At 59.6% G+C, this 21,549-nt stretch carries 21 protein-coding genes; 8 read left to right on the top strand and 13 right to left on the bottom strand.

Going from position 1 to position 21,549, the window contains the following annotated elements:
• Positions 1-185 precede the first annotated feature (185 nt).
• Positions 186-1,073, bottom strand: coding sequence for a LysR family transcriptional regulator (locus QMG46_RS18005; RefSeq protein WP_281849235.1), 888 nt, complete (start codon positions 1,071-1,073; stop codon positions 186-188).
• A 130-nt stretch (positions 1,074-1,203) separates the two neighbouring features.
• On the opposite strand from QMG46_RS18005, the gene QMG46_RS18000 reads away from it, so the two are divergent.
• Positions 1,204-2,418, top strand: a complete 1,215-nt coding sequence (locus QMG46_RS18000; RefSeq protein ID WP_281849234.1) for a YbfB/YjiJ family MFS transporter — start codon at positions 1,204-1,206, stop codon at positions 2,416-2,418.
• Positions 2,419-2,461: 43 nt separating this feature from the next.
• Here QMG46_RS18000 and QMG46_RS17995 read toward each other — a convergent pair whose 3' ends face one another.
• From QMG46_RS17995 to arsH, 6 genes are all read right to left on the bottom strand, one after another.
• On the bottom strand, positions 2,462-4,477 hold the full coding sequence (locus QMG46_RS17995; RefSeq protein ID WP_281849233.1) for an amidohydrolase family protein: 2,016 nt from the start codon (positions 4,475-4,477) through the stop codon (positions 2,462-2,464).
• Between the two features lie 87 nt (positions 4,478-4,564).
• Positions 4,565-5,602, bottom strand: a complete 1,038-nt coding sequence (locus tag QMG46_RS17990) for a Csu type fimbrial protein (protein ID WP_281849232.1) — start codon at positions 5,600-5,602, stop codon at positions 4,565-4,567.
• A complete protein-coding gene (locus QMG46_RS17985; protein WP_281849231.1) occupies positions 5,599-8,004 on the bottom strand; it encodes a fimbria/pilus outer membrane usher protein in 2,406 nt (801 codons plus the stop codon). The genes QMG46_RS17990 and QMG46_RS17985 overlap by 4 nt, the downstream gene beginning before the upstream one ends.
• A complete protein-coding gene (locus tag QMG46_RS17980) occupies positions 7,955-8,701 on the bottom strand; it encodes a fimbrial biogenesis chaperone (RefSeq protein ID WP_281849229.1) in 747 nt (248 codons plus the stop codon). The genes QMG46_RS17985 and QMG46_RS17980 overlap by 50 nt, the downstream gene beginning before the upstream one ends.
• A gap of 8 nt (positions 8,702-8,709) precedes the next feature.
• Positions 8,710-9,246, bottom strand: coding sequence for a Csu type fimbrial protein (locus QMG46_RS17975; RefSeq protein ID WP_281849228.1), 537 nt, complete (start codon positions 9,244-9,246; stop codon positions 8,710-8,712).
• Positions 9,247-9,727: 481 nt separating this feature from the next.
• Positions 9,728-10,450 (bottom strand): arsenical resistance protein ArsH, encoded by a 723-nt coding sequence (gene arsH / locus QMG46_RS17970; RefSeq protein ID WP_281849227.1) that lies wholly within the window; start codon positions 10,448-10,450, stop codon positions 9,728-9,730.
• A gap of 38 nt (positions 10,451-10,488) precedes the next feature.
• On the opposite strand from arsH, the gene QMG46_RS17965 reads away from it, so the two are divergent.
• Both QMG46_RS17965 and QMG46_RS17960 read left to right on the top strand, forming a co-directional pair.
• Positions 10,489-10,812, top strand: coding sequence for an ArsR/SmtB family transcription factor (locus QMG46_RS17965; protein ID WP_281849226.1), 324 nt, complete (start codon positions 10,489-10,491; stop codon positions 10,810-10,812).
• Positions 10,813-10,834: 22 nt separating this feature from the next.
• Positions 10,835-11,344 carry an arsenate reductase ArsC gene (locus QMG46_RS17960; protein WP_281849225.1) on the top strand — a complete coding sequence of 170 codons (510 nt, stop codon included), beginning with the start codon at positions 10,835-10,837 and terminating at the stop codon, positions 11,342-11,344.
• A 35-nt stretch (positions 11,345-11,379) separates the two neighbouring features.
• Here QMG46_RS17960 and QMG46_RS17955 read toward each other — a convergent pair whose 3' ends face one another.
• Positions 11,380-11,892 (bottom strand): hypothetical protein, encoded by a 513-nt coding sequence (locus QMG46_RS17955; RefSeq protein WP_281849224.1) that lies wholly within the window; start codon positions 11,890-11,892, stop codon positions 11,380-11,382.
• A 199-nt stretch (positions 11,893-12,091) separates the two neighbouring features.
• Between QMG46_RS17955 and QMG46_RS17950 the strand changes: the two genes are divergently transcribed.
• Together QMG46_RS17950 and QMG46_RS17945 are read left to right on the top strand one after the other, a co-directional pair.
• Positions 12,092-12,655, top strand: a complete 564-nt coding sequence (locus QMG46_RS17950) for a hypothetical protein (RefSeq protein WP_281849223.1) — start codon at positions 12,092-12,094, stop codon at positions 12,653-12,655.
• A gap of 46 nt (positions 12,656-12,701) precedes the next feature.
• Positions 12,702-13,028: a hypothetical protein gene (locus QMG46_RS17945; RefSeq protein ID WP_281849222.1), complete on the top strand. Its 327-nt coding sequence runs from the start codon at positions 12,702-12,704 to the stop codon at positions 13,026-13,028.
• Between the two features lie 2 nt (positions 13,029-13,030).
• Here the strand turns inward: QMG46_RS17945 and QMG46_RS17940 are convergent, their stop codons facing one another.
• Together QMG46_RS17940 and QMG46_RS17935 are read right to left on the bottom strand one after the other, a co-directional pair.
• Positions 13,031-13,855, bottom strand: coding sequence for a hypothetical protein (locus QMG46_RS17940; RefSeq protein ID WP_281849221.1), 825 nt, complete (start codon positions 13,853-13,855; stop codon positions 13,031-13,033).
• 107 nt (positions 13,856-13,962) lie between these two features.
• Positions 13,963-16,080, bottom strand: coding sequence for a sulfatase-like hydrolase/transferase (locus tag QMG46_RS17935; protein WP_281849220.1), 2,118 nt, complete (start codon positions 16,078-16,080; stop codon positions 13,963-13,965).
• Positions 16,081-16,558: 478 nt separating this feature from the next.
• Here QMG46_RS17935 and QMG46_RS17930 point away from each other — a divergent pair, with 478 nt between their 5' ends.
• Positions 16,559-17,410: a hypothetical protein gene (locus QMG46_RS17930; protein WP_281849218.1), complete on the top strand. Its 852-nt coding sequence runs from the start codon at positions 16,559-16,561 to the stop codon at positions 17,408-17,410.
• 24 nt (positions 17,411-17,434) lie between these two features.
• Here QMG46_RS17930 and QMG46_RS17925 read toward each other — a convergent pair whose 3' ends face one another.
• Together QMG46_RS17925 and QMG46_RS17920 are read right to left on the bottom strand one after the other, a co-directional pair.
• On the bottom strand, positions 17,435-18,223 hold the full coding sequence (locus QMG46_RS17925) for a LytR/AlgR family response regulator transcription factor (RefSeq protein WP_281849217.1): 789 nt from the start codon (positions 18,221-18,223) through the stop codon (positions 17,435-17,437).
• Positions 18,220-19,335: a sensor histidine kinase gene (locus tag QMG46_RS17920; protein WP_281849216.1), complete on the bottom strand. Its 1,116-nt coding sequence runs from the start codon at positions 19,333-19,335 to the stop codon at positions 18,220-18,222. The genes QMG46_RS17925 and QMG46_RS17920 overlap by 4 nt, the downstream gene beginning before the upstream one ends.
• Before the next feature lie 217 nt (positions 19,336-19,552).
• Here QMG46_RS17920 and QMG46_RS17915 point away from each other — a divergent pair, with 217 nt between their 5' ends.
• Positions 19,553-19,957 (top strand): hypothetical protein, encoded by a 405-nt coding sequence (locus tag QMG46_RS17915; protein WP_281849215.1) that lies wholly within the window; start codon positions 19,553-19,555, stop codon positions 19,955-19,957.
• A gap of 234 nt (positions 19,958-20,191) precedes the next feature.
• Here QMG46_RS17915 and QMG46_RS17910 read toward each other — a convergent pair whose 3' ends face one another.
• Complete coding sequence (locus QMG46_RS17910) at positions 20,192-20,479, bottom strand: DUF1330 domain-containing protein (protein WP_281849214.1); 288 nt, start codon at positions 20,477-20,479, stop codon at positions 20,192-20,194.
• A 185-nt stretch (positions 20,480-20,664) separates the two neighbouring features.
• Between QMG46_RS17910 and QMG46_RS17905 the strand changes: the two genes are divergently transcribed.
• Positions 20,665-21,549: an EamA family transporter gene (locus QMG46_RS17905; protein WP_281849213.1), complete on the top strand. Its 885-nt coding sequence runs from the start codon at positions 20,665-20,667 to the stop codon at positions 21,547-21,549.

Below are 21,549 nucleotides of genomic sequence, written 5' to 3'. Positions count from 1 at the left end.
CCTGCTAACAAGCTCAATATTTCCAGCGATTTAACTGGATCTGTCGAGAGGGGTGATTACAAAAGCAGGGAGAATGCATATGAAACATCTGTTGTCTATTGCATCGACCATAATCTTACGGTCTTAGCTCGGATGCTTTTCTACGCTGCTTAGCGCCACGCGCTGATCAAACCGCGATTCGAGGTTCAGTCATGTTTCGAGCCGCCACTCTGATCTTCTCGGGCCATTGCCACAAACGCCTTCAAAGCACTGGACACATACGCTTCGTGGCGACGAATAAAGAGGGTCTCCACCCAAGCACGGTTTCGCGGTAGCGCATGCACATTGATTCGGGCATTTTCGGCAGCCGCTGCCACGACGCCTCTCGGAAGCAGAGTTACACCGATGCCGGCTGCTACGCAGTTGATGATGGTATCGAGCGAGCCGAATTCCAGCGGCTTGGCGGTGACGATGCCCATGCCGGCTAGGATGGTTTCCAGCCGCTGCCGGTAGGAGCAGCCCAGTTGAAAAACAATGGTCCTCAAGCCGGGAGTCTTGGGCAGATCCTTGAGCGTCTGAATGGCTTGGCTGGTCACCAGCACGAGTTCTTCCGTGAACACGCGTTCCTGCGCGATCTCTGGATGATCGATCGGCCCTGCGACGAAAGCGCCGTCGAGTTGGTTTTCGACCACTTGGCGAATGAGTCCTTCCGTGGTGCCGCTGCGGATGACCAGGCGAACATCGGGATAGTTCCTGGCAAACCCGCTCAATGCCGGCGACAGGCGTAACGCCATCGTGGTTTCGAGGCTTCCAAGCGTCAACACGCCATGTGGAGTACCGTCGTCTTTCGCCGCGCTTTCTGCCTCGGCAAGCAGTTTTGAGATCCGTGCCACGAAGGGCAGGATGCGTTGTCCTGCGGGTGTTGCATTGACGCCGCGCGCGTGACGCTGGAAGAGGGCGACGCCGAGCTCCTGTTCGAGTGCCTGGATCCTGGCCGTGACATTGGACTGCACGGTATGCAACTCCTGGGCCGCCTTGTTCATGCTGCCATGCCGGACCACGGCTTCAAATGTCTTGAGATCAGCCACGTCCATACTCGAACTCCCGTATCGGCTCATATGCGCGCCTATCGCCAAATGAGATAGGTGCTATCGAATCAATTCAGTTCTCTGAAATGCAGATTGATTCTACGCTTAGCCTATCAAGAAATAAGAGGCTTCGCCGATGAGCCGCATCCTTGAAACGCATGTCGCCAGCGTGCCTTCCGTCAACGCGGGGTGGGCTGTTCTGGCAGCCTTCTGCGCAAGCCTGGTTGGCATCGGCCTGGCACGCTTTGCCTATAGCCCGCTGTTGCCGGCCATCATCACGGCTCATTGGTTCGATGCATCCATGGCCGCTTACCTTGGGGCCGCCAATCTGGCCGGCTATCTCGTTGGCGCGCTGCTTGGACGGCGGCTCGCGGCAAAGATCGGCAGCGTCACTACCTTGCGAGCCATGATGGCGCTGGCGACGCTGGCATTCTTTACCTGCGCCTTTCCGGTGTCATTTGCATGGTTCTTCGGGTGGCGCTTTCTTTCCGGTGTAGCGGGAGGTGCATTGATGGTGCTTGCCGCGCCCGCCGTGCTACCGCATGTGTTGCCTTCGCGGCGCGGGCTTGCCGGTGGTGTCATCTTCATGGGCGTGGGCATCGGGATCGTCGTATCGGGGACCTTGGTGCCGCTGCTGTTGCAACGTAGCCTGCAAGACACGTGGATGGGTCTGGGGTTGATCTCCCTGGTGCTGACGATGATCGCGTGGAACGGATGGCCAGGTCAGGCGGCGGCGCAAGTCGCGCCAGTTGTCCATCATCGCCATGCGGCGCCGTCACGCACGTTGCGTGCGCTGTATGTGGAGTACGCGTTGAATGCCGCCGGTTGGGTGCCGCACATGATCTTTCTGGTCGATTTTGTCGCCCGCGGTCTTGGACAGGGTTTGCAAGTAGGTGCGGAGTTCTGGGTGCTGTTCGGAGCAGGGGCGACGGCCGGTCCGCTTTTCGTGGGGGCATTGGCGGACAAGGTGGGTTTCAGTCGCGCACTGCGTTTGGCATTCGTACTGGAGATCGGCGGCGTAGCGATACCGGCGCTTGGGCTGACCGGGCCGTGGCTCATCGTTTCCAGCGTGGTAGTGGGTGCGTTCGTCACGGGTACGGTGCCGTTGGTGCTGGGGCGCGTGCACGAGTTGCTTGTACACCATCCTGCGCAGCAGGGTCCGGCTTGGAGAACGGCGACTGTCGCGTTTGCGGTATGCCAGGCGGTAGCAGCCTACGGTTTCTCCTTTGTGTTCGCGCATGGGGGCGGAGATTATCGGGAGCTATTTGTTGTTGGCACCGCTGCGATGATGCTGGCTTTGGCTATCGATGTTGCGGTGGGATGGAACCCGGTGCGAAGACGGCGGGGCTGAGGATAAATACACAGGGGCGCGGCAATCGTGGCGCCCCTGTTGCTTATGGCTTGAAACCCACCGATTGCCAAAGCGGCGCAGGGTCATAGACCGTACCGTCGCTGATGGTCTTGGCGATGCGCCGGGTGTTGCGGATATCGGCCAGCGGATCGCCATCCAGCAGAAGCATGTCGGCGCGCTTGCCGATTTCCAGTGTGCCCAGTTGCTTGTCTAGCTTGAGTACGCGTGCGGGGACGATGGTCGCTGCCTGCAAGGCTTCCATCGGCGTGAAGCCGGCTTGTACGTAGATTTCCAGTTCCCTGTGAAGTGAATAACCGGGAACGTCCTGGTCGGTGCCGGCCACGATGGTCAAGCCCTGCCGATGCAACTCACGCAACGTGGCCAGCAACGCGGCGTAACGCTTGGAAAATTCGGATGCTTTAGCGGGAGGTGCGCCGGTCGCGTTCAAGGCGGTGGCCAGTGTCGGGGCGACATGGGCGATGCCAGGCTCGAGCGTTTCCAATGGCGTGTCGGTGGAGCGCGACAGGGTTTCGTACAGCGCGATGGTGTCGTCGAACACCGTATGGTGCGACTTGAACAGCGCCAGCTCTTTCTTGGCCTCTGGCGTCGTGAAGTCGATCGGGGGTGCCGGTTTGCCGCGCTCCATATGCAGCAGATCGCGAGCGACGAAGCTGATGTGGTTGATACCGTCGTATCCGGCGGCGACAGCCTGTGGGGTCGTCATGCCTTCGGGTACATGACCGGTCACCGTCAGACCCAGTTTATGTGCTTCCTCCGCGATGACCGGTACCAGCGAGGGCTTCATGCTGCTGTAGATCTTGATCTGTACCGCGCCGGCTTTCTTGTAGCGCCGCACGACGTCGCGTGCTTGCTCAGTTGTGTCGGCAGTGATGGCGCCAAGCGTGATCGGGCCGGTGCCGTCGACGATGCCGGCGATCAGCAGCCGCGGCCCAATACCGCGTCCGGATTGCAGCGCATCTCGAACGGTCGTGATGAAGTCGAACTCGTTGCCGCAGTCGCGCACGGTAGTGACGCCGGCAGCCAGATAGATGGGACCCCATTCGACCTGCTCGTAGTGCGCATGCATGTCCCACAGCCCCGGGATCAGGTATTTCCCGGTGCCGTCGATGACGTCCAGCTTGTCCGAGGCTTCTGGCGCAGCGCCGGAATGGACGATGTTCGTGATCCGGCCGTCGTCCACGTACACGGCAGCAACGTGGCGTGGCGCGGTGCCCGTACCATCGATGAGGGTGACATTAGTGATGGCCAGGTGTTTCCCGGTGGCGTGTTTCGCCGTAGCGGTCAATCGCGCCAGCGCCGCCAGGTCGTTTCTGACGGCCTGTTGGATAAACTGGGCAAGCGAGTCTTTATACGTTTCGCGCACCGCTTCGAAGTGATCGAATTCGGAATCTGTGGTGACGACAGCGGCGAGTTTCTGATCGTCATCCAGCCATACGGTCTCTGCGCCCCAGACCAGACCGCTGATCACATAGCTATGAAGTGTTGTGGCGTGGCCGTTGGCGATGATGCTGAGATCGCTGCCGGGTTCGATATGTATGCTGGCATCCGGTGGGGCGGCGATCTGGGCAGGCTTGCCTCGGGCGATCCAGAAGCGCATCAGCATCTGCTGCATGGCTACGGGCGAGTAGCCATCCACCAGAAAGGTATCGGCGGTAATCGGATAGTCCGTTGTCGTACCATCGCGCAGCAGCACGACACGTTGTTGCTTGGAGTCCAGCGAGAACACATCGTTCATCGGCGAATTGCGCGACGATTGTCCTTCGGTCTTCAGCGAAACGGGATGAAGGGTGTCTGTAGCCGTATAGACGGTCTTCAGCGGCACGTCGGTGCCGCGGTCGTTGAATTTGAAGTCCGAGCGGAGCGTCAGCAGGCCCTTCTCATCGGCGATCGTGTAGGTTTCCTTGCCGATGGCCTTGGCGAATTTGTACAGGACGAACGTATCTTGTTCGTTTGCAGGCTTGCCTTGTGCGTGTATCGCAAACGATGGGAGCACCCATAAGGCTGCGAGTGCGAGCGAATAGGCAAGGACAGGCTTCATGGGCGGTTCCAGGATGGGCCGGCAGCGACTGATATTGCCCGGCAATACATGAAAAGACACCCTGTCTTTCGACCTAATGCCGGGAATTCAGTAGTTCACGTTCACGGTGACCGTATCGGAGTAACTATCGGGCGTGTAATTCGCGCTAGCTGCTGTCGCATAGACCGTCAACGTTTGGCTTAGCCCGCTTCCCGTACCCGATACGCCATTGCCTACCGTCGTCGAAGTGGCAGTGTTGCCCCACACAACGCCGGCTGGGCCCGGGGTGGAGCTGAGCTGATAGGGCACTTTATCCGTATTGCCGCTGATGGCGCCTTTCATGACGCCGGCGCCGGTGGTGTTTCCGTTGGAAGGCGCGAGGCCGACGAAGTATGGCGTGCCATTGGTGCAGGTGGCGCCAAGGGTATTGCTTGCGGTGGTGTTGAGAGCGGTGAACGGTACCGTGCCGAGATTGACGTTGTTGGCGGTAACCACGCAGGCTTTCTGGATCGTTGCCGACGCCGTAAATGCCGCGCTTCCCGCGTTGAGCACATGCTGGCCACTTGTGCAGGAACTTAGCGGAGTATTCGCGTTGAGTGTGTAGGAGCCGCCGACCGTGACAGCCAGCGTGCTGTTGTAAGTGCCTACCGGGGCCGTTGTCTGTCCGCCAGGCAGCGTCGCGTAGAACGGTGTCTGACCGGTTACCGTGGTCGACAAGATCAACCCTGCAGGGATCGCCACCGCGATGCCCAGCGGTATGGGTGTTCCCGCTGTTGCCGTTGAGCCCCATATCTGAGTGGTGGCTGCATCTGCGTAAAGCTGATACTGCAAGGTGTTGCTGCCACTGCTGAGCAGGCGCGGGTTGGCCTGTGTACCGCCGGTGCCGGTATTGAGATTGAGGCACATGGCGATATTGGCCTGTGGCGAAAGCAGAACACCCAGGATGCCTGTGCTCGTGCAGGACCATCCGATCGAGCCAGTGACATTGACGGTGCCGGTCGTCAGGTCGATGGTGCCGAACTGGACGTTGTTGACCGTGGGATTGGCGCAACTGACCGACTGCGCCTGGGCCAGGCGCGGCAGGCTCAGGCAGCCGATCGTCAGCATGGCGATGAACAGCATCAGCTGCCGGCAGTGGCGGCTCATGGCGCAGTGTCCTGGCGGCAAAGCAGAGGCCCGACGGCGGGAATGCCGTGGCTGTCGCTCTGATAATCGAAGCTTGCCCGACATGTGCCGGTAGGCGTGCGCACGATAAGCGTGTTGTGTTCGCCCAGGGTGTCCAGATAGACCGTGCCGTCAAAGCCAACCATCGCATCCGTTTCGGCTTGTCCGGCAAGAACGACACGACTGCCAACGGGTAGTGGCTGGCCGCTGGCATCGTGCAATGTCACCAGGGCTGCTTTTACTGACGTGATGGCAAAACGCACCAGTGTCCCAGCTCGATCGGTAGGTGTAGTGCGTGCCATGACATGATCGATCTGTACTTCGGCAGGAAGATCCATCGGGTCGATGCTGAGGTGATTGTCCTGATACGCGTTCAATGGGCTGACCAGGAGCAGGCCGTTGCGGTTGGTCGTGCCGATCAGATTGTTCTCCAGCTTGACCGGTATGTTGGCGACCCCGCCGGTGGAGACCACCGCGAAACCGCTATTGATATAGCGTGTCGCGAATACCTCGCCGCCCATCAATACCAGCGCACCGGTGGCATCCATATATCCATAGCGCGTATCGCCGACGGCGTTGACGCCGATGCCCACCTGACCGTAGCGGCCAAGGTAATCCAGCTCGGCCTGGCCGCCACTCTGATCGCCGCCCTGGCGCATGGCCGCGCGCCAGCTGAAGCCGCCCTGGCTCGGGGGCGACTGACTGGCATCGAGCGCAAAACCGGTACGGTTGCCGTCGCGCTGCACACTGCCGCTCACGGTGATGTTGTGATCCAGCGCAAGGGTGGCGATCAGGAAGACGCTTCGATCGGAGGCTTTATTCAGATTCTGATTGACGCTGAGATTCAGCGACAAAGCCCGCCCGACGGATCGGTACCAATACGCGCTGCCGTAACGGGTGGCGTCCTGCTGGGGATAACGCAGCTGCAGGTAACTCACGCCGAAGCTGCCCCAATAGGCGGTGCTATAGCCGGCTATCGCCTGGGCGCTGGTGCTGGGCGGTGGCGGTCCGTAGAGCGTGGCCGCATCGCTGTAGTCGCCACGAGTGCGAATGCCACTCACGCTGACATTGAATCGATTGTCGCGCCAGCTGTAGCCCAACGAGTACAGCGAGCCGCTTCTGCCCGCATGTTCGCTTCGCGCCAGTGATGCGGAAACAATGCCGCCCGCGGTGCCGAGCAGCCATGCGCCACCGCCACCGGCGTTGCTCAGCCCGCGCGTGGCTTCCGCGTGCGTTTCAACGGTGAAACTGTCGCTGACGCCGTAGCGCCAGGTGCCGCTGCCGACAGGATCATGACCGTACGTGAACGAGCTCAAGCCATAGTTCTCGCGCACGAACCCCAGCTCCGCCGACCAGTCGGACAGGCCCTGCTTGAGCAACTGGTGTTCGTCGTACAACGAAAAATTGAGCGTGGTGGCTCGGCCCAGTGCATCCGTCAGCACAACTTGTGCATTGCCGGCACCATTGATGTTGGGAATCGTGTTGAGCTGAAACGGGCCCGCTGGCACTCTGCCGTTGTACTGTTCCACGCCGTCGACATACAGCTGCACGTTCGATGGCAGGGTGGCCGAACCGAGAAAGGCTGGCAGCGGCGCCGTGATCAGATAGGGCTGCAAAGCAAAGTTGGTACCGAGCTGTATGCCGGCGATGCGCGTGGATCTCGACCACGACAGCGCATCGGTCAGGGTATCTCCGATGCGCAGAGTCAGCAGGCTGTCGGGAAACGACGTGCTCCAGTTGGTATCCAGGCGTACAGAGCGATCCTGCCACTCATTGTTGTTGCGTGTGAGCTGCGAGAGCGTGGTGGTACTGAACACGCCGCCGCTGTTGAATGCACGCAATTCGGTGAAAGCGCTCAGGCTGCTGGTGTCGTGTTGGCCTTCCGTGCCATAGACATCGTAGTTCAGCACGATGCCGGGCGAAGCGGTGGGCTGGGGCCGGCTGTTGCCGGGCGCATTGAGTACGGTCGTCCCCAGTTGGAGCATGTGCAGTGGCGCACGGATGGCCGCGGCCTGATGACTGGCGTCGTAGTCGACCTGGACACCTTGCAAACGGTTCAGTTGGACCGGGTCGGGCGTGCCGGCCGGCAGGACGAAGCCGAGCTGATGTAGCGTCGCTGCACTGGCCCAAAGCTCGCCGTTGAGATCGACGAAATGAGCGATGCCTCCGTGGGCACCATTGAGGGTTACTTCAAGATAGACGTCCATGCCGCCAAGATGGGTCATGCCATCGCTGCTGTCGGTGATCAGGGTAGGGTTGGCCTTTATGTCGTTCACTGTAGTCACATCGGCGGCATGGTTGCCGGACACAAGCAAACCTTGCAGCACGATGACTTCAGCGAGAGCGATCGGCCAGCGACAGGTCTTGCGCGGCCTTCTCTCCATTGATCATCGCCTCAAGAATGCCGCCAGCGGCAAATGCCGCGGCGGGTGGCTTCAGCATCCACTGCATAGTGGCACCCGGTAGAACGTAACCAAGCAGACCAGGATTGATGTCCGTGCGATGACCGTTAGTGTCGATGTAGCTGAGTGCCGCCAGTTGAGCGTGGCTGCCGCCGTGGTTGCTTACCCGCAACATGACTTGTTCGCCATGACGCAGCAGGTTCCATTGCAACTGCGGCGGCGCAGTTGCGCCGACAGGTTCGATGAAGATCGGTACCGAGTAATGCAGCACGAACTGCAGCCCTTGTTTGCCCTCCACGTCAATCGGAAGCTCATCGATCGCCAGCCGATAGGCATCTTCAACGGCACCCGTGCCGTTGGGCGGTGCCCCGGTCCGGATGACGCGTATCAACTGGCGATCGCCGGCAGCGAGCTGCAGCATCGGTGGACTGATCACCAGGCCACGAGAGCCGATGAGCTGATCGCCCTGGTCGTTCTGCGTCCAGTGATAGACGCGCACTTGCGCATGCACCACGTTGTCGCCGGTGTTGATAAGCCACAATCCATCGGCGTTTTGCGAGGCCTTGAGGCTGAGTGTCGTTGGCGCTACCTGCAGGCCACTCGCGCTTGCACCTACGGGCATCAGCAGGCCGGCGAACAGGGCGCCGCCTAACGTGTATCGCAACCATGTGCGCTTCATGTTGAAGATCAGAAGTTCACATTGACCGTGACGGTGTCGGCATAGCTATCGGGTGTGAAGTTGGCGCTGGGTGCAGTGGCGTAGACGGTAAGCGATTGCGCCGTACCGCTGCCGGTACCGGCTACGCCATTGCCGACCGTCGTCGAGGTGGCAGTGTTGCCCCACACGGTGCCTGAGGGGCCTGGAGTAGAAGTCAGTTGATAGGGCACCTTGTCGGTATTGCCGGCGAGGGCATCGGCTGTACTCATGCCGCCGCTGCCCGTCGTCGTGCCGCCATTGGCTGCCGACGGCGCCAGGCCCACGTAATACGGTGTGCTCTTCGAACAGGTCACGCTGATGGTATTGCTGCCGGTAGTGTTCAACGCGGTGGACGCTACCGTGCCCAGATTGATATTGGAGGTGGCGCCAGCGGTTACGGTGCAGGCTTTCTGAATCACCATCAGGACCTGGAATGTCGCTGTCGCGGGACTGGCGGCTTGGGCAGTCAGGGTAAAGCCGCTACTGAAGAGCAGGCTGGTAATCAGCAGAGTTTTCTTGAGCGACATGATGAATCTCCCCTGTCATGGATTGGGCGGGAATTTCAAATACGGCTCAGGCGTGGCTGTGTTAATTCGAGAAGCAGGCGCGATCGAATAGGGCATAAACGCCCGTAGCCATACCGCAAAATGCGCCATCAGGCTGGAAGGAAAGGGAAATCTATTGTATTCAATCGCGTGAAAATCGCGTGAGTTCCCTCCCATGGATGCCACTCTGAACTCTCCATACCTCACGCTATGGATAGCGTGTTGGATGTTCTGCAATAAGGGTCGCTCTACGATTTGTAATGTATAGAGATGTCTTGGGTATTGGAAGAGGTTTTATGAAAATCCATCAGATTAATGGCATTAAGGATGTGTCACTAAAGATCGATCTAATGGCCTAATTAGGCATTAATAAATAATACCAATTAATGTATACACCTATTCATGGGTGGCCGGCATTGCAGCCGGTTCTTATTGAAGCAGCCCGTAAAAAAGGGCTGCGGCGTTATGCTTTCTCCACCGCGCCCGCCACTTGTGCAAGCTTCCGTTGGATCGCATCGCCTTTGCGCTCGCTGTATCGGCTGACCAGGTAATCACTGCGACCGCGCACCATCAGCGTGAACTTCATCAGTTCTTCCATGACGTCCACGACCCGGTCGTAAAAAGCAGAAGGCTTCATGCGGCCGTGCTCATCGAACTCTTGCCATGCCTTTGCCACGGACGATTGATTGGGGATGGCGACCATGCGCATCCAACGGCCGAGCACGCGCAATGTGTTCACGACATTGAACGATTGAGAGCCGCCGCTCACCTGCATGACCGCAAGCGTGCGGCCTTGTGTTGGTCGCACGCTGCCATCCTCCAGCGGAAGCCAGTCGATCTGGTTCTTGAACACGCCCGTGATCGCGCCATGGCGTTCCGGACTTACCCAGACCTGGCCCTCCGACCAGGTGGACCATTCCCGCAGGCGCTGCACTTCTGGGTGGCTGGCCGGTACGCGGTCGAGCATGGGGAGCTGGTGGGGGTCGAACACTCGCGTTTCGGCACCCAGATGTTTGAGGATGCACTCAGCTTCCAGCGCCAGTTTTCGACTGAACGATTGCGGCCGCAGCGAGCCGTAAAGGATCAGGATGCGCGGGGCGTGGCCGTCGTCTGCGGCATGATGAAGTTGACCGGCATCTGGCAGGGGCAGGTAGTCGTGATCGAGGTGGGGCAGGTCGTGGCTCATGGCTTGTCCAGCAGTATTGTTTCCACTATTCTAGATTTATGGAAACGATACAAGCAATCTCCGCCTTGACGGCTCTGGGGCATGCCAAACGCCTGGCCATTTTCCGTTTACTTGTGGTGGCCGGTCCTGCGGGCCGTATGGCCGGCGATCTCGGAGAGGCGTTGGGAATGCCTAGCGCGACTTTGTCGTTCCACCTTAAAGAGCTGGTGGGTGCTGGGTTGATCGTGGGCGAACAGCAGGGGCGTTTTATCTGTTACCGGGCTGCCTTCGATGCCATGAATGGCTTGATCGCCTACCTGACCCACAACTGCTGCGCCGATAGTGTCGGGGCAGAGTGTGCGCCGAGCGATGCCTGCTGCTGATATCTCTTGGGAAGAAACCGTCATGACCCGTCGCGTCCTGTTTGTCTGCACCGGTAACTCCGCTCGCAGTGTGCTCGCCGAGGCGACGCTGCGGTCCTGGGCGGGTAGCCGTTTTGAAGCATTCAGTGCCGGCAGTCAGCCTGCCGGTCGCGTTAATCCCTATGCGCTCGATACCCTGGCAGCGGAGGGCATTGCCACCGCCGGTTTGCGGAGCAAATCATGGGATGAATTCTCCGGTGACGTTGCGCCACCTATGGATATTGTCGTAACGGTTTGCGATAGCGCGGCCGCTGAGCCGTGCCCGGTATTCTTCGGCGACTTCGTGCGCACGCATTGGGGCTTGCCGGATCCCGCGGCTGTCGAAGGCAGTGATGCCGACAAACGTGCAGCGTTTGCGCATGCACATGCGGTGATCAAGACCCGCTTGCTTGCATTCTTGGCGTTGCCTGACGAGATATGGGCTGATCGCGTTGCGTTGAAGACGGCGCTGGATCGCATCGGCCTTATTCCAGCGGATAAAGCTTGCGTCTGAGCGCGGCCTTCGTCATCGCCAGCATCCGGCCGCCTTTATATCGTGGTGTCGGGGCAGGTGGTCATAAGGGATGTGATGGAGCGTTGCATCACCCAGGCAAGTGCGCCTTTTGAATTGACCTCCGCGACATAAGTCGTGCCCATCACGGTGACGGTATTGCTCGTTTTCTTCTGGCATACCTGATCGATCGTGGTCTGACCGACGACCATGGGTGCATCCGTGGCGGTTTCCGCCTGAATACCGGTTTGCAGCTCCCGCTCGGTGACCGAGCGTGTTGTTTGATGGATGTAGCCGTAGGAGTTCCCGGATGCAAGCTGAGCAAGATACTTGGCGGCGCCCTTACCAATGGCGGTGTTGCCCGCTTTCGCGTCCTCCTGCAATTTGGCGGCGAACTGGTTGAAGAACGGCGTGGCAGACATGCCCGTGTATTTGCGAACCACCATGCCCGCTGAATTACTGTCCAGCTTCACCTCTTGGCCGATTGCTTGTGCGCCCGACGCAAGTGCTGCGATGGCGACTACGGTAGAACCGATCAGCTTGATCTTCATCCGAATCTCTTGTCCATGATGGGTAGATGGTCTGAATGCTTCTGGCAAATCGATTATGTCATTGCATTTGGCTTATGCAGGTAGAGTTTGTCGTTGTCCCGGTCGCAAAATATTGCTGGCTCATAGCAGGCCAGCCGGAAATCCACGCTATCATCGAAAAGTGTGCATCGAGCTGCAGGGAAGCTCCGAACAGTTACCCATGACGAAAAACAACTTATATGGAACCGTGAGCGGCCAGCTTGATCGCCTTGAAGGCAGTCTGGTCCGGGGGCGACTGGGTGAGTCGACGCGGCTCTATCGGTTGCGTATCGATGGCCATTGGTATTTCTGTACCGCCAGCAACTTCACCGACAGCGCATCGGCTGGCACGGTGCTACGGCATGTCCAGTTACCGGAACGCGTGACTGTGGCCCCGCATGTCGTCAATGGACGCCGGTATATCTATTGGCTCTACAGCCATGATTCGGGTGTAGCCCTGGAGCCTTTGACGTTGAAGCGGGCGGGTGTGTCTGCGTTGCTGGTCCTGTTGACGCCGATACTCGGGTTCGCGTTGATGTTCCTGTGGCCCTGGATAAATCAGCTGTCCACATGGCTCTTTGTTATTTTGCTGCCAGTCACCATTGCATTGGCGATCGCGGCCCTCGTCTGTGGGGTGTTCGGCATATTCGCATTAGTGGACGTGTTCGGCATTTTTCGACCACGTCGTTTGCGGGCTTATCGGGCCTACCTCGCCTTGCGCAAGACAATCACGCATGACGATTGAGCTGCTAACTATCAGCGGAGAGATCGCAAGGGTGCGGGATCGTACCGTGGGTGTCGATCGCGTCGCAGCGACGGAAAGCATGACGACGACTACGCAATACTTCAACGAGATCGGTATCGACCTGAGCGATTCGACGGTCAGCCTCGCTTTACTTGCTCGCTGGCCGGATCGCCTGTTTTTGCAGTTGGGCGATCGTGTTATCGCCGCGGGGTATGACGAACGAAGCGAGTTCCAGGTATTGGCGCTGTGCAACCTGACGGACCATTCCAACTATCTGTTCTGTGGTTCGCCGATACGACGGCGCAAACTGAAGCAGATACTGGCGCCCTTCTTGTCCGCTGCCAATCGCACTGACTGGATAGCGGCGGGATAGATTCAGGCCACCTCGTGAAAGCCGAACGAATGGCTGTCGGACGGTGGAAGAAGGCGTGGCATGGCATCCATGTTTGCAAACACGTCGCCCTTGAGTCCGCCATGAACGATCTGGCCCTTGGGCATATACAGCGTGGCCGTACCGTCGCTGCTCGCCTTCGCGCTTTGCATGAAGCTTAGAAAGCCCACTGCCGTACTCGGCTGCACCAGGTTGAGTTTGGCGCCATTTTGCGCGACATACGTGCCGCCGGAGCCATCGAGTAGGGGCTGGGCCGCTGCGCCAAGGCGCTTGAACAGCGACATGAAATGGGTCATGCCATCCGCCCGCGTGCTCACCGCGTCCATCTCGGCTCTGGAAAGCGAGTGGCCATCGAGTTGCGCATACTGGGCGTAGCCTGCCACGGCATCGTCATGAAATGTATTGACGGCCTTTACCAGTGAACCGTTCTGGTTGAAGGTGTTCTGGAGCCAGGTGCGGTCGCTTTCGCTCAGGCTATTGGAGGTAACCTTGATGGCGCCGTTGTCCGAGCTGAAATCGAACTGCGCATTCGCCAGGTCGGGCCGCTGCAGGATCAGTCGCTGCATGGACGGAACCAAGGCGTTGGCAATGGCTTCGGAGTCCGCACTCAACTTTGCCTGCGTGCCGAAAAGTGCCGACAGGTAGCTTTGTACGGCCTGTTGCGATTTCTGCGGATCTACGGCCGCAACGGTGAGCGAAGCGGAAGCTGGCCCGGTCGTGGGATCGGGGGGCGACTGCTTGAGCGCTGTCGTGCTGGGGTTTGTCGTTGATACGGTGGCCGTGGCCGAGGTATTGATCGACAGGTTCATGCTTGCTCACTACCGGCATTCCTTTGTCACCGGTAGCGGCAGTTATTCCGGATACTTTAGGAGTGCAGAGGCATGGAGGGAGCGAATTCCCTCCATGCCTGTCTGTGTCAAAGCCTGCCGCTGGGATACGCGCTGGGATAGGGCGATAACCAAGCCGCTTCCTGCCGTGCCAGTTCTTCGCGCAGAGCCTTGGCGGTAGCCACTACGTCTTCCTCCGTCACCCCCGCCGGCATGGCGGATGCTGCGATCGGTGTTGGAAAGGCGCCGTTATAGACGATCAGGTTCACGTTCTCGATCGGATCGTGAGCCAGGTTGTACAGTTCCCACTGGTCCGGCACCGGCTGTGGACTCCACGGATCGCAATAGCGCACCAGTTTCCAGTCGCCGCTGCGCAGCGCGCGCACGTGCGCGGGCTGACATACCGGGCCGGGTGTCAGATCCGGCAAATGGCGGTGTGGCGTCGCATCTGCTGTCGGCGGCGTACGCAACAATTCAACCGTCGCGGCAAATACCGCGTACTGCTGCTGCGAAGTGACGTTGTGCGGATCGTCGTCGCGCGGCAGCGGTTCGGTGATCATGTCGTCAGTGGCAAACAGGACCGCCTTGCGCTCCTTGCCATCGGGTCCGATCACCGGCCCGCCACCCGCTTCAATCAGTGGCACAAGATTCGCCCCGGGCAGTGCCGCGGCGGGGTGCGTCTTGGACAGATTGCGACGAGCCCGTTCGATTTGTGCGGTGCTCGCTCCGGCGATCCCCAGCAAGGTCGGCAAGATGTCGATGTGGCTGGTAAGTGCGTCGATCAGCACCGGCGTATCCCGGTCGGTATTGAACTGTTTGGCGCTCACCAGGAAGGGTACATGCACCGTTTCCTGATAGGCGCCGTGCCACTTCTCGATCATCATGCCGTGCGATGCGCCATACTCGCCGTGATCGGAGGCGAACACGACCACGGTATCGTCGCGCAGGCCGGCTTCATCCAGAGTCTGCAGTACGCGATGGATGTGTCGGTCGACCATCGAGATCATATAGGCGTAGTACTGCAGGAACCCGGTGGCGGCGCCATCGGCGTCTTCCTGCAATTGGAAGGGAATCGGAATGGCCAGCGTCGCCTCGATGGCGTTGCGCAGCTGCGTCGCCTCATCGCCGCCCTTGGCTTCGGCAATGCTGAGGCCAGTCTTTGCTGCCAGCCCCAAGGCTACCTTATAGGCGTAGTCGTATTGGGCGCGCGGCTTGTTGTTGGTCAGCAGGTCTTCGTTCTGCGTGGGCGATGCGGTGGCGCATGCCTGCGGCAATCCCAGCGGGTTCATCGGGATGCGAAACGTGCCGTTCTTCGGCGCCGCGCTGAAGGTGCCGGGCAGCGGTACGGGCACCGACATGCCGGGCCCGAACTCCGGCTGTTCCAGGGGTTCGTTCGGTGGAAACTGTGGTTTCAGCGCGCGCGGCAAGGTCGGGTAGGTGGCGATGTCGTGCGGATTGGTGAACGAGCACACCGCAAAGAAAGGCTTCGGCTCCGGCACGACAGGGCTGTCGGGAGCGTTCGCGCTGACATGCCCCGTGTTGCGCGCGAACGGCACGCCCAGGCCGCGATTGCACAGGAACGCACACGCCAGGTCGGCGAACTGATAATCGCGATAAGCGCCCATGTTGTTGGTCAACGAGCCATGCGGTTCCGGCCACGACAGCTCCCAATCGGCGAACCCGAATCCTTCCAGCGTGTGCTCCGGCGGGTCGCTGACATGCCACTTGCCAAAGTAATGCGTGCTGTAGCCGATCTCACGAAAGTAGTCGCCAACAGTAGGGGCGCCATCGGCCTTGAGCCAGGGGAAATTTTGCGCGTCGCCGCTCTTGAACAGACCGTCGGTCTGCGTCACGCCGCTACGGGGGCCGTACTGCCCGGTCATGATGCTGGCGCGACTCGGGATACAGGCCGATTCGGCGATGGTGTGATCGGTAAATACGACCCCGTATTCGCGCAGCTTGCAGAAGCCGGGATAGTACTGTGCCCATGCGTTGTTGGCCGGATCGATATTGCCGACAAAATTGAGCACCTGTTTGATGCCATCGGCAAACCCAGCCGATCCGTATCCACTGTCGGGATAGTAAAGCTGATCCACCATGATCATCAGGATATTGGGGCGGGATTTTCGCTCGCTTGCTATCTGCTGTGCCTGTCCTTGCCCTGCGCTATGGCTTGCCGCGGTGCTGCCGCTCTCGTCGCTCTGCATACTTCCCCCTGTTGTTGGTTGGAACTCCAGGCCGGCTTTTGGGCCAGCCGTACCGCATACATGCAAACGCTGTTTAGCTAATTGCCGGGTCTGTGCCGGCAACTCTGTTTCGGAATCTGGATTCTGATCGAAGGTTAGTCACGAAAAGATGGCAATTAAGCGACAATTGAGACCTTGACCAGTGCCAATCTCCACCATTTCCAATGGCAGTCGGGATGTCGGGAAAGATCTACAGTAAGCTGATTTAGATCAATATTTCCCCAGGGAGCGTTTAATGGCGATGTCCTTTTACTATTAGTTTGGATATCGAGGAGGCATAAATCAACTCGATTCTTGAGTCCAATGCTCCTGGCTGCATGCCGGCCGGTCGATTTGGCCTACTACTTCGGACCTAACGACATCCCTTTTTTTTCTGAGAATACTCTGGCGGCCCGGCCTGGGTTCATTCGTAGCTGAAATGCGTCGAAAGGAGGTGGTTATGGCATTCGATGGAGGTCTGCTCCAGTACGGCTTGCCCGGCCTTGCGCTTGGTCTGATGGGCGGCGTCGTTACGGGGATTATCGGAAAGAACATTTCACCGCAGCAACATGCGACGCTGAAAACCTGTTTCAAGTATGCGACGATTTTTCTTATCGTGTGCAGCGTATCGAGCGGAGTCAGCTCGTTGTTCGATTATATGAAGAGCGGCCGCAATCCACGTGTGACCATAGCGGTTGAAGTTAAACCCAGTCTGGAGGGACTTGTGCCCGACTCGGCGCCGCTGATTACCACCACACTGACTCCCACTCCCTCAGAAAAGCTTGTCGATGTTTCTTCTGAAGGTCCCAACAGCATCGTTCAAGTAAATGTCGAAAAGCTCGCGAATCATTACAAGCAGCTGAAGATCGACAATGTGCAATTGCACGCGCAAGTCACCAATAACGCGGCGGCCAGTGCCGATCGGGCGCAGGTATTTGCGGCGGTCATCCCGACGCCTCCGGCGATGAAGAGCCGCATTGATAAAGTACTCGCATCTGCGCAGCCTTCCGTGGTTGCCGAGGCCGTCTGCAAAGAGAGCAACTCCGCTCAATGCGGCTGGGCGCAACTTGCCGGAGGCAATGTCGACGCAGCAAGTAAGTCGTTTGCGGTGGCTACGACGGATGCGTCATTGCCTCGGGATCAGGTCGCGTCAGCAACCAACGGGCTGGGCTACACGAAGCTGACCCAGGGTAAGACCGAGGAGGCGGTGGTGCTTATCAAGAAGGCGGCCGCCGACGGTGATAGGGGAGCCAGCAGGCAGCTCCAGGCAGTACAGGCAGCGGCTGCCCAGAAGGCTGCTGCGATTCACTGACGTCTGTGCGGCAGGGGGCTGACTCTATTCGTCCCGCTTCACATCCCGAATCGGCACAAGCCGTAAAAAGGCCTCATGCTGATAGCGACTCATGCGCAGCTTCTGCCCGGTATCCATGGTGACGACGTGGTGGCCGTTGAACCAGGGATGGATGGTTTGCACGCGGCGCATATTGATGATGGCCGAGCGATGGATACGTGCGAAGTGCTGAGGATCGAGGCGCGAGGCAAGCGTTGTCATGGTCTCGCGCAGTTCGTGGACACCTTCGGCCAGGTGAAGCAGTACGGTGTTGCCGCTGGCCTTGATCCATACGATATCGTCGACGTCGACGAAGATAATGTGCTCGTCGGTGCGTACGGGAACACGCTTGAGATAGCTGTCGCGCTGGCGCATGGCGTCCAGCGCTTGCAGTATGCGCTCCGAAGGGGCTTCGTCCTTAGCGTCGCGGACAGCGAGCCGCCTTTTGACGCGGGCCAGCGTATCGGCGAAACGTTCACGACTGAACGGCTTTACCAGATAGTCCACCGCATTCGCCTCGAATGCGCGGACGGCATATTGCTCATAAGCGGTGACAAAGACGGTTGCCGGCATGCGCGCGGCCCCGATGGTATTGACGACCTCTATGCCGTTCATCGCAGGCATCTGGACGTCGAGAAAGATCAGATCGGGCGACTGCTGCCGGATCGATCGGACAGCCGAAGCTCCGTCGCCGCACTCGCCCAGCAATTCGATATCCGGGTCATCCCGCAGCAGGCGTACGATCGCGTGACGTGCGATCGGTTCGTCGTCCACGACGAGTGCCGTGATGCTCATGTCGTCTCCACTTCCGGCACGTCATCGGGCTCTTCAAGTTCGCGGAACGGCAGGCGCAGGCGGCAGATCACACCCTGCGGCCAGATCATTTCCAGGCGGACCTGCGCCGCATCGCCATAGAGCTCACGCAAACGCAGTGCCGTGTTGGACAGTCCGATGCCACGCCCGGACGTGGATGTGGCTCCGGCCGCCAGCCGACTGTTACGGTTGCGCACATCGATGCAGAGGCTATCGTTCTCGCGCCGGCTTTCGATCTCGATGCAGTCCGCGCCGACATGCTCGCCGATGCCGTGACGAATGGCATTCTCTACGATTGGCTGAAGGATCAGGCTCGGTACCGAGCAGTGCAGGGTATCCGGGGCGATATATATCTGCGTCGTGAGACGGTCCTTGAAGCGTGTCCGCTGAATGCCGAGATAGAGATCGAGCAGTATCAGCTCGCGCTGCAGGCTGATCTCCTGGCCGTCATAGTCTTCCAGAAATGCGCGTAGCAGATCGCTCAGGCGCAGCAGCATGTCGCCTGCCGACAGGGTGTCCTCATCGAGAAGTGTCGAGATGGCGTGCAGCGTATTGAACAGAAAATGCGGCTGAAGCTGCGACTTGAGAGCCTGCAGTCGCGATTGAGCGAGTTCGGCCTGCAGTCGGCTTGCTTCCAGCTCGCGACGGGTTTTCTCGGCGTGGAATGCCATGGCCTGCTGAATCGCGAACAGGGCCCAATAGGTAAGCAACCCGGTTGCGACATGGAAGCCGAGAAACAGCCGAAGCTGCTCCATAAAGGAGCTCGGCTCGAATACGGTGGATATGGCCGCATCGATAACCATCGCCAGCAGCGTCACGCCCAGACTCACCGATAGGGGCTTGCCCAGCTTGCGCAGGCGCACGGGGGCTTGAATGGGATATCTCGCTGCAAGCCCGAATATCCAGGGTGCCAACGCAGCCCACGTGTACCACTGAATCATGGACCAGCGCAGATAGTCGGAGATGTCCCAGACATGCTGACCGCCGACGACGTCGTTCAGGTATCGCTGGACGGTAAACGCCAAGACCACGGCCGTCCATAGGCCGACATAGCGGGCCAGGCCAATGTCGGTATTGCCGAGGCGGACCTTCATTACGGTCTATCCAAGTGGGTCGCTGGCTCATCTTAAGTGCCGGGATTGGCGCTGAAAAGCAACGTATCAAATCGCTACGATTCGTCATCATCTCACGACGATTCGTCCCGAATGGCTTTCATGGCGAGGCAAGGAAAGGGTTGGATGAGCTGCCTGTCGTCGGTGCAACCCATTGCACGCAAGACCGGTACCTCAACAACCTGCCTGGAGCGCCGCCGTGCATCTGACCCGTATCAGCGCCTTCGTTGCAACGTTTGCCGTGGCTGCAGCGATTCTTTTCGTCGGTAATGCGAAGGCCGACGATGAGCACAAGCCCGTGCATCATTTCCGTATCGTCAACGCCACGTTCGACAGTGTGACCGGCCTGGCTTTCGCACCGCCCCAGGATCCGGTCTTTCACGATATGAACCTCGCGGCGCCATTGCAGGGTGGGCTGACGTCGATCACGGTGGATGTGCCTGGTGGAGGATGCATGCGCGATGTCCGCGTGACATTCGGCAACGGCCGAACGCTGATTTATCCGAACCTTGACCTGTGCCGGTCCGATGGTCTGCGCCTGACAGCGGGCGTCAGAGGGGCGCGCGGGTCTGTTCCTTTGGTATTTCAATCGCCGGCAGAGTGAGTGTCTTGACGCCTCGGTCGCGGGTAATCGTGGCGTTTGCAAGTGGCGATGTGTGCTTTGCGTTGTGTATGTGATTCAGGCAGGAGCCCCCCTCACCCCAACCCTCTCCCCCGGCGGAGCCAGGGGAGAGGGAGCTGAGTTACGCAAGTGCGAAACATTGAGGCCACCTCGGTCAGACTCCCTCTCCCCTGGCTTCGCCGGGGGAGAGGGTTGGGGTGAGGGGGGCAAGAGGCCTCACACACCTTCGACCATCACGACGCGATAGGTAGCGCCCTTGAAGCGGTGCTGCGCTACATCCTGGTAGGCCGGGCTGTCGTACCAGGTTTTCGCCTCGGCCATCGTTGGGAAGGAGATGATCACAACGCCTTCGACAGGCGCGCCCTCAAGGGTCTCGTGCTTGCCGTATAGCGCGAGAAAGCTCACAGGGTGGCCATCGAAGCTTGGCTTGACGGAGGCTGAGTAGCGCTCTAATTCAGCGGCATCCTGAGTGCTCTCACGGATGAAGACGATATAGGTGGTCATGCGGTGTCTCCTGGGGAACGGGACGAGGAACCGTTCCATTTGTACTCGCATGGATGTGAGTGATGCATCAGCCAAACTCTGCTGCCACCACCTGTCAGCAGTATCCATGGCACGGTGGCCGGAACAGTGGGCATCATCCGAGACAGCGGGCATCATAGGCGTACCACTCCCCGCTGGTCGCACCCATGTCGTCACGCTCCGCCGTTGCCCCGATCGTACTTGCGGTCGGCGTGCTGTTGATCAGCATGGTCTCGTACCAATGCGGCGCCTCGCTGGCCAAGCATCTGTTTCCGCAGGTGGGTGCACAGGGCGCAACCGCTTACCGTCTGGGGCTTAGCGCGTTGATGCTGTTGCTGTGGCGACGCCCGTGGCGCCGATTCACCCAGGGGCGCGACTGGCGAGCATTGTGGGGCTACGGCCTTTCGATGGGGGCGATGAACCTGGTGTTCTATATGTCGCTGCGCACGATTCCGTTGGGCATCGCGGTGGCGCTCGAATTTACCGGGCCGCTGGCGCTGGCGTTGTTCGGCTCGCGCCGGCTTGTCGACTTCATCTGGATTGCGCTGGTGATCGCAGGGCTTGCCCTGTTGTTGCCGTTGCGCGGGCAGATGCAGGCGCTCGATCCGATCGGCGTGATGTACGCGCTGGCGGCGGGCGTGGGTTGGGCGCTGTATATCCTGCTCGGCAAGAAGGCTGGCGACGGCTACGGCGCGGATGCGGTAACCCTGGGTACCTCGATCGGTGCCTTGCTGGCGATCCCGTTCGGTGTCGCGCATGCAGGGAGCGCGCTGCTATCGCCGGCATTGTTGCCCTATGCCTTGGGCGTAGCGGTGCTGAGCTCGGCGCTGCCGTATTCGCTGGAGATGATGGCGCTGACCCGATTGCCTGCGCGTACGTTCAGCACCTTGTTGAGCCTGGAACCGGCCATCGCTGCCGTGGCCGGTGTCGCATTACTGGACGAGCAGCTCAGCTTGCTGCAATGGCTGGCGATCATAGCGATCATCGTGGCGGCAGCCGGCACCGCATTGAGTGTGCGCCGACCACCGCTGACCGAGCCGTTGGTGAACTGA

Origin of the sequence: Dyella sp. GSA-30 (assembly GCF_027924605.1) — a bacterium.
GTDB lineage: Bacteria > Pseudomonadota > Gammaproteobacteria > Xanthomonadales > Rhodanobacteraceae > GSA-30.
This window is presented reverse-complemented; position numbering and strand designations above follow the sequence as displayed.

Excerpts from the sequence above, each read along its gene's own strand:
- QMG46_RS17955 (WP_281849224.1), bottom strand. The coding sequence starts at position 11,892 with ATGAAGATCAAGCTGATCGGTTCTACCGTAGTCGCCATCGCAGCACTT.
- QMG46_RS17980 (WP_281849229.1), bottom strand. The coding sequence starts at position 8,701 with ATGAAGCGCACATGGTTGCGATACACGTTAGGCGGCGCCCTGTTCGCC.
- QMG46_RS17965 (WP_281849226.1), top strand. The coding sequence starts at position 10,489 with ATGGAAACGATACAAGCAATCTCCGCCTTGACGGCTCTGGGGCATGCC.
- QMG46_RS17950 (WP_281849223.1), top strand. The coding sequence starts at position 12,092 with ATGACGAAAAACAACTTATATGGAACCGTGAGCGGCCAGCTTGATCGC.
- QMG46_RS17995 (WP_281849233.1), bottom strand. The coding sequence starts at position 4,477 with ATGAAGCCTGTCCTTGCCTATTCGCTCGCACTCGCAGCCTTATGGGTG.
- QMG46_RS17905 (WP_281849213.1), top strand. The coding sequence starts at position 20,665 with ATGTCGTCACGCTCCGCCGTTGCCCCGATCGTACTTGCGGTCGGCGTG.
- QMG46_RS17930 (WP_281849218.1), top strand. The coding sequence starts at position 16,559 with ATGGCATTCGATGGAGGTCTGCTCCAGTACGGCTTGCCCGGCCTTGCG.
- QMG46_RS17925 (WP_281849217.1), bottom strand. The coding sequence starts at position 18,223 with ATGAGCATCACGGCACTCGTCGTGGACGACGAACCGATCGCACGTCAC.
- QMG46_RS17940 (WP_281849221.1), bottom strand. The coding sequence starts at position 13,855 with ATGAACCTGTCGATCAATACCTCGGCCACGGCCACCGTATCAACGACA.
- QMG46_RS17975 (WP_281849228.1), bottom strand. The coding sequence starts at position 9,246 with ATGTCGCTCAAGAAAACTCTGCTGATTACCAGCCTGCTCTTCAGTAGC.
- QMG46_RS18005 (WP_281849235.1), bottom strand. The coding sequence starts at position 1,073 with ATGGACGTGGCTGATCTCAAGACATTTGAAGCCGTGGTCCGGCATGGC.
- arsH (WP_281849227.1), bottom strand. The coding sequence starts at position 10,450 with ATGAGCCACGACCTGCCCCACCTCGATCACGACTACCTGCCCCTGCCA.
- QMG46_RS17960 (WP_281849225.1), top strand. The coding sequence starts at position 10,835 with ATGACCCGTCGCGTCCTGTTTGTCTGCACCGGTAACTCCGCTCGCAGT.
- QMG46_RS17920 (WP_281849216.1), bottom strand. The coding sequence starts at position 19,335 with ATGAAGGTCCGCCTCGGCAATACCGACATTGGCCTGGCCCGCTATGTC.
- QMG46_RS17985 (WP_281849231.1), bottom strand. The coding sequence starts at position 8,004 with ATGGAGAGAAGGCCGCGCAAGACCTGTCGCTGGCCGATCGCTCTCGCT.
- QMG46_RS17910 (WP_281849214.1), bottom strand. The coding sequence starts at position 20,479 with ATGACCACCTATATCGTCTTCATCCGTGAGAGCACTCAGGATGCCGCT.
- QMG46_RS17990 (WP_281849232.1), bottom strand. The coding sequence starts at position 5,602 with ATGAGCCGCCACTGCCGGCAGCTGATGCTGTTCATCGCCATGCTGACG.
- QMG46_RS18000 (WP_281849234.1), top strand. The coding sequence starts at position 1,204 with ATGAGCCGCATCCTTGAAACGCATGTCGCCAGCGTGCCTTCCGTCAAC.
- QMG46_RS17935 (WP_281849220.1), bottom strand. The coding sequence starts at position 16,080 with ATGCAGAGCGACGAGAGCGGCAGCACCGCGGCAAGCCATAGCGCAGGG.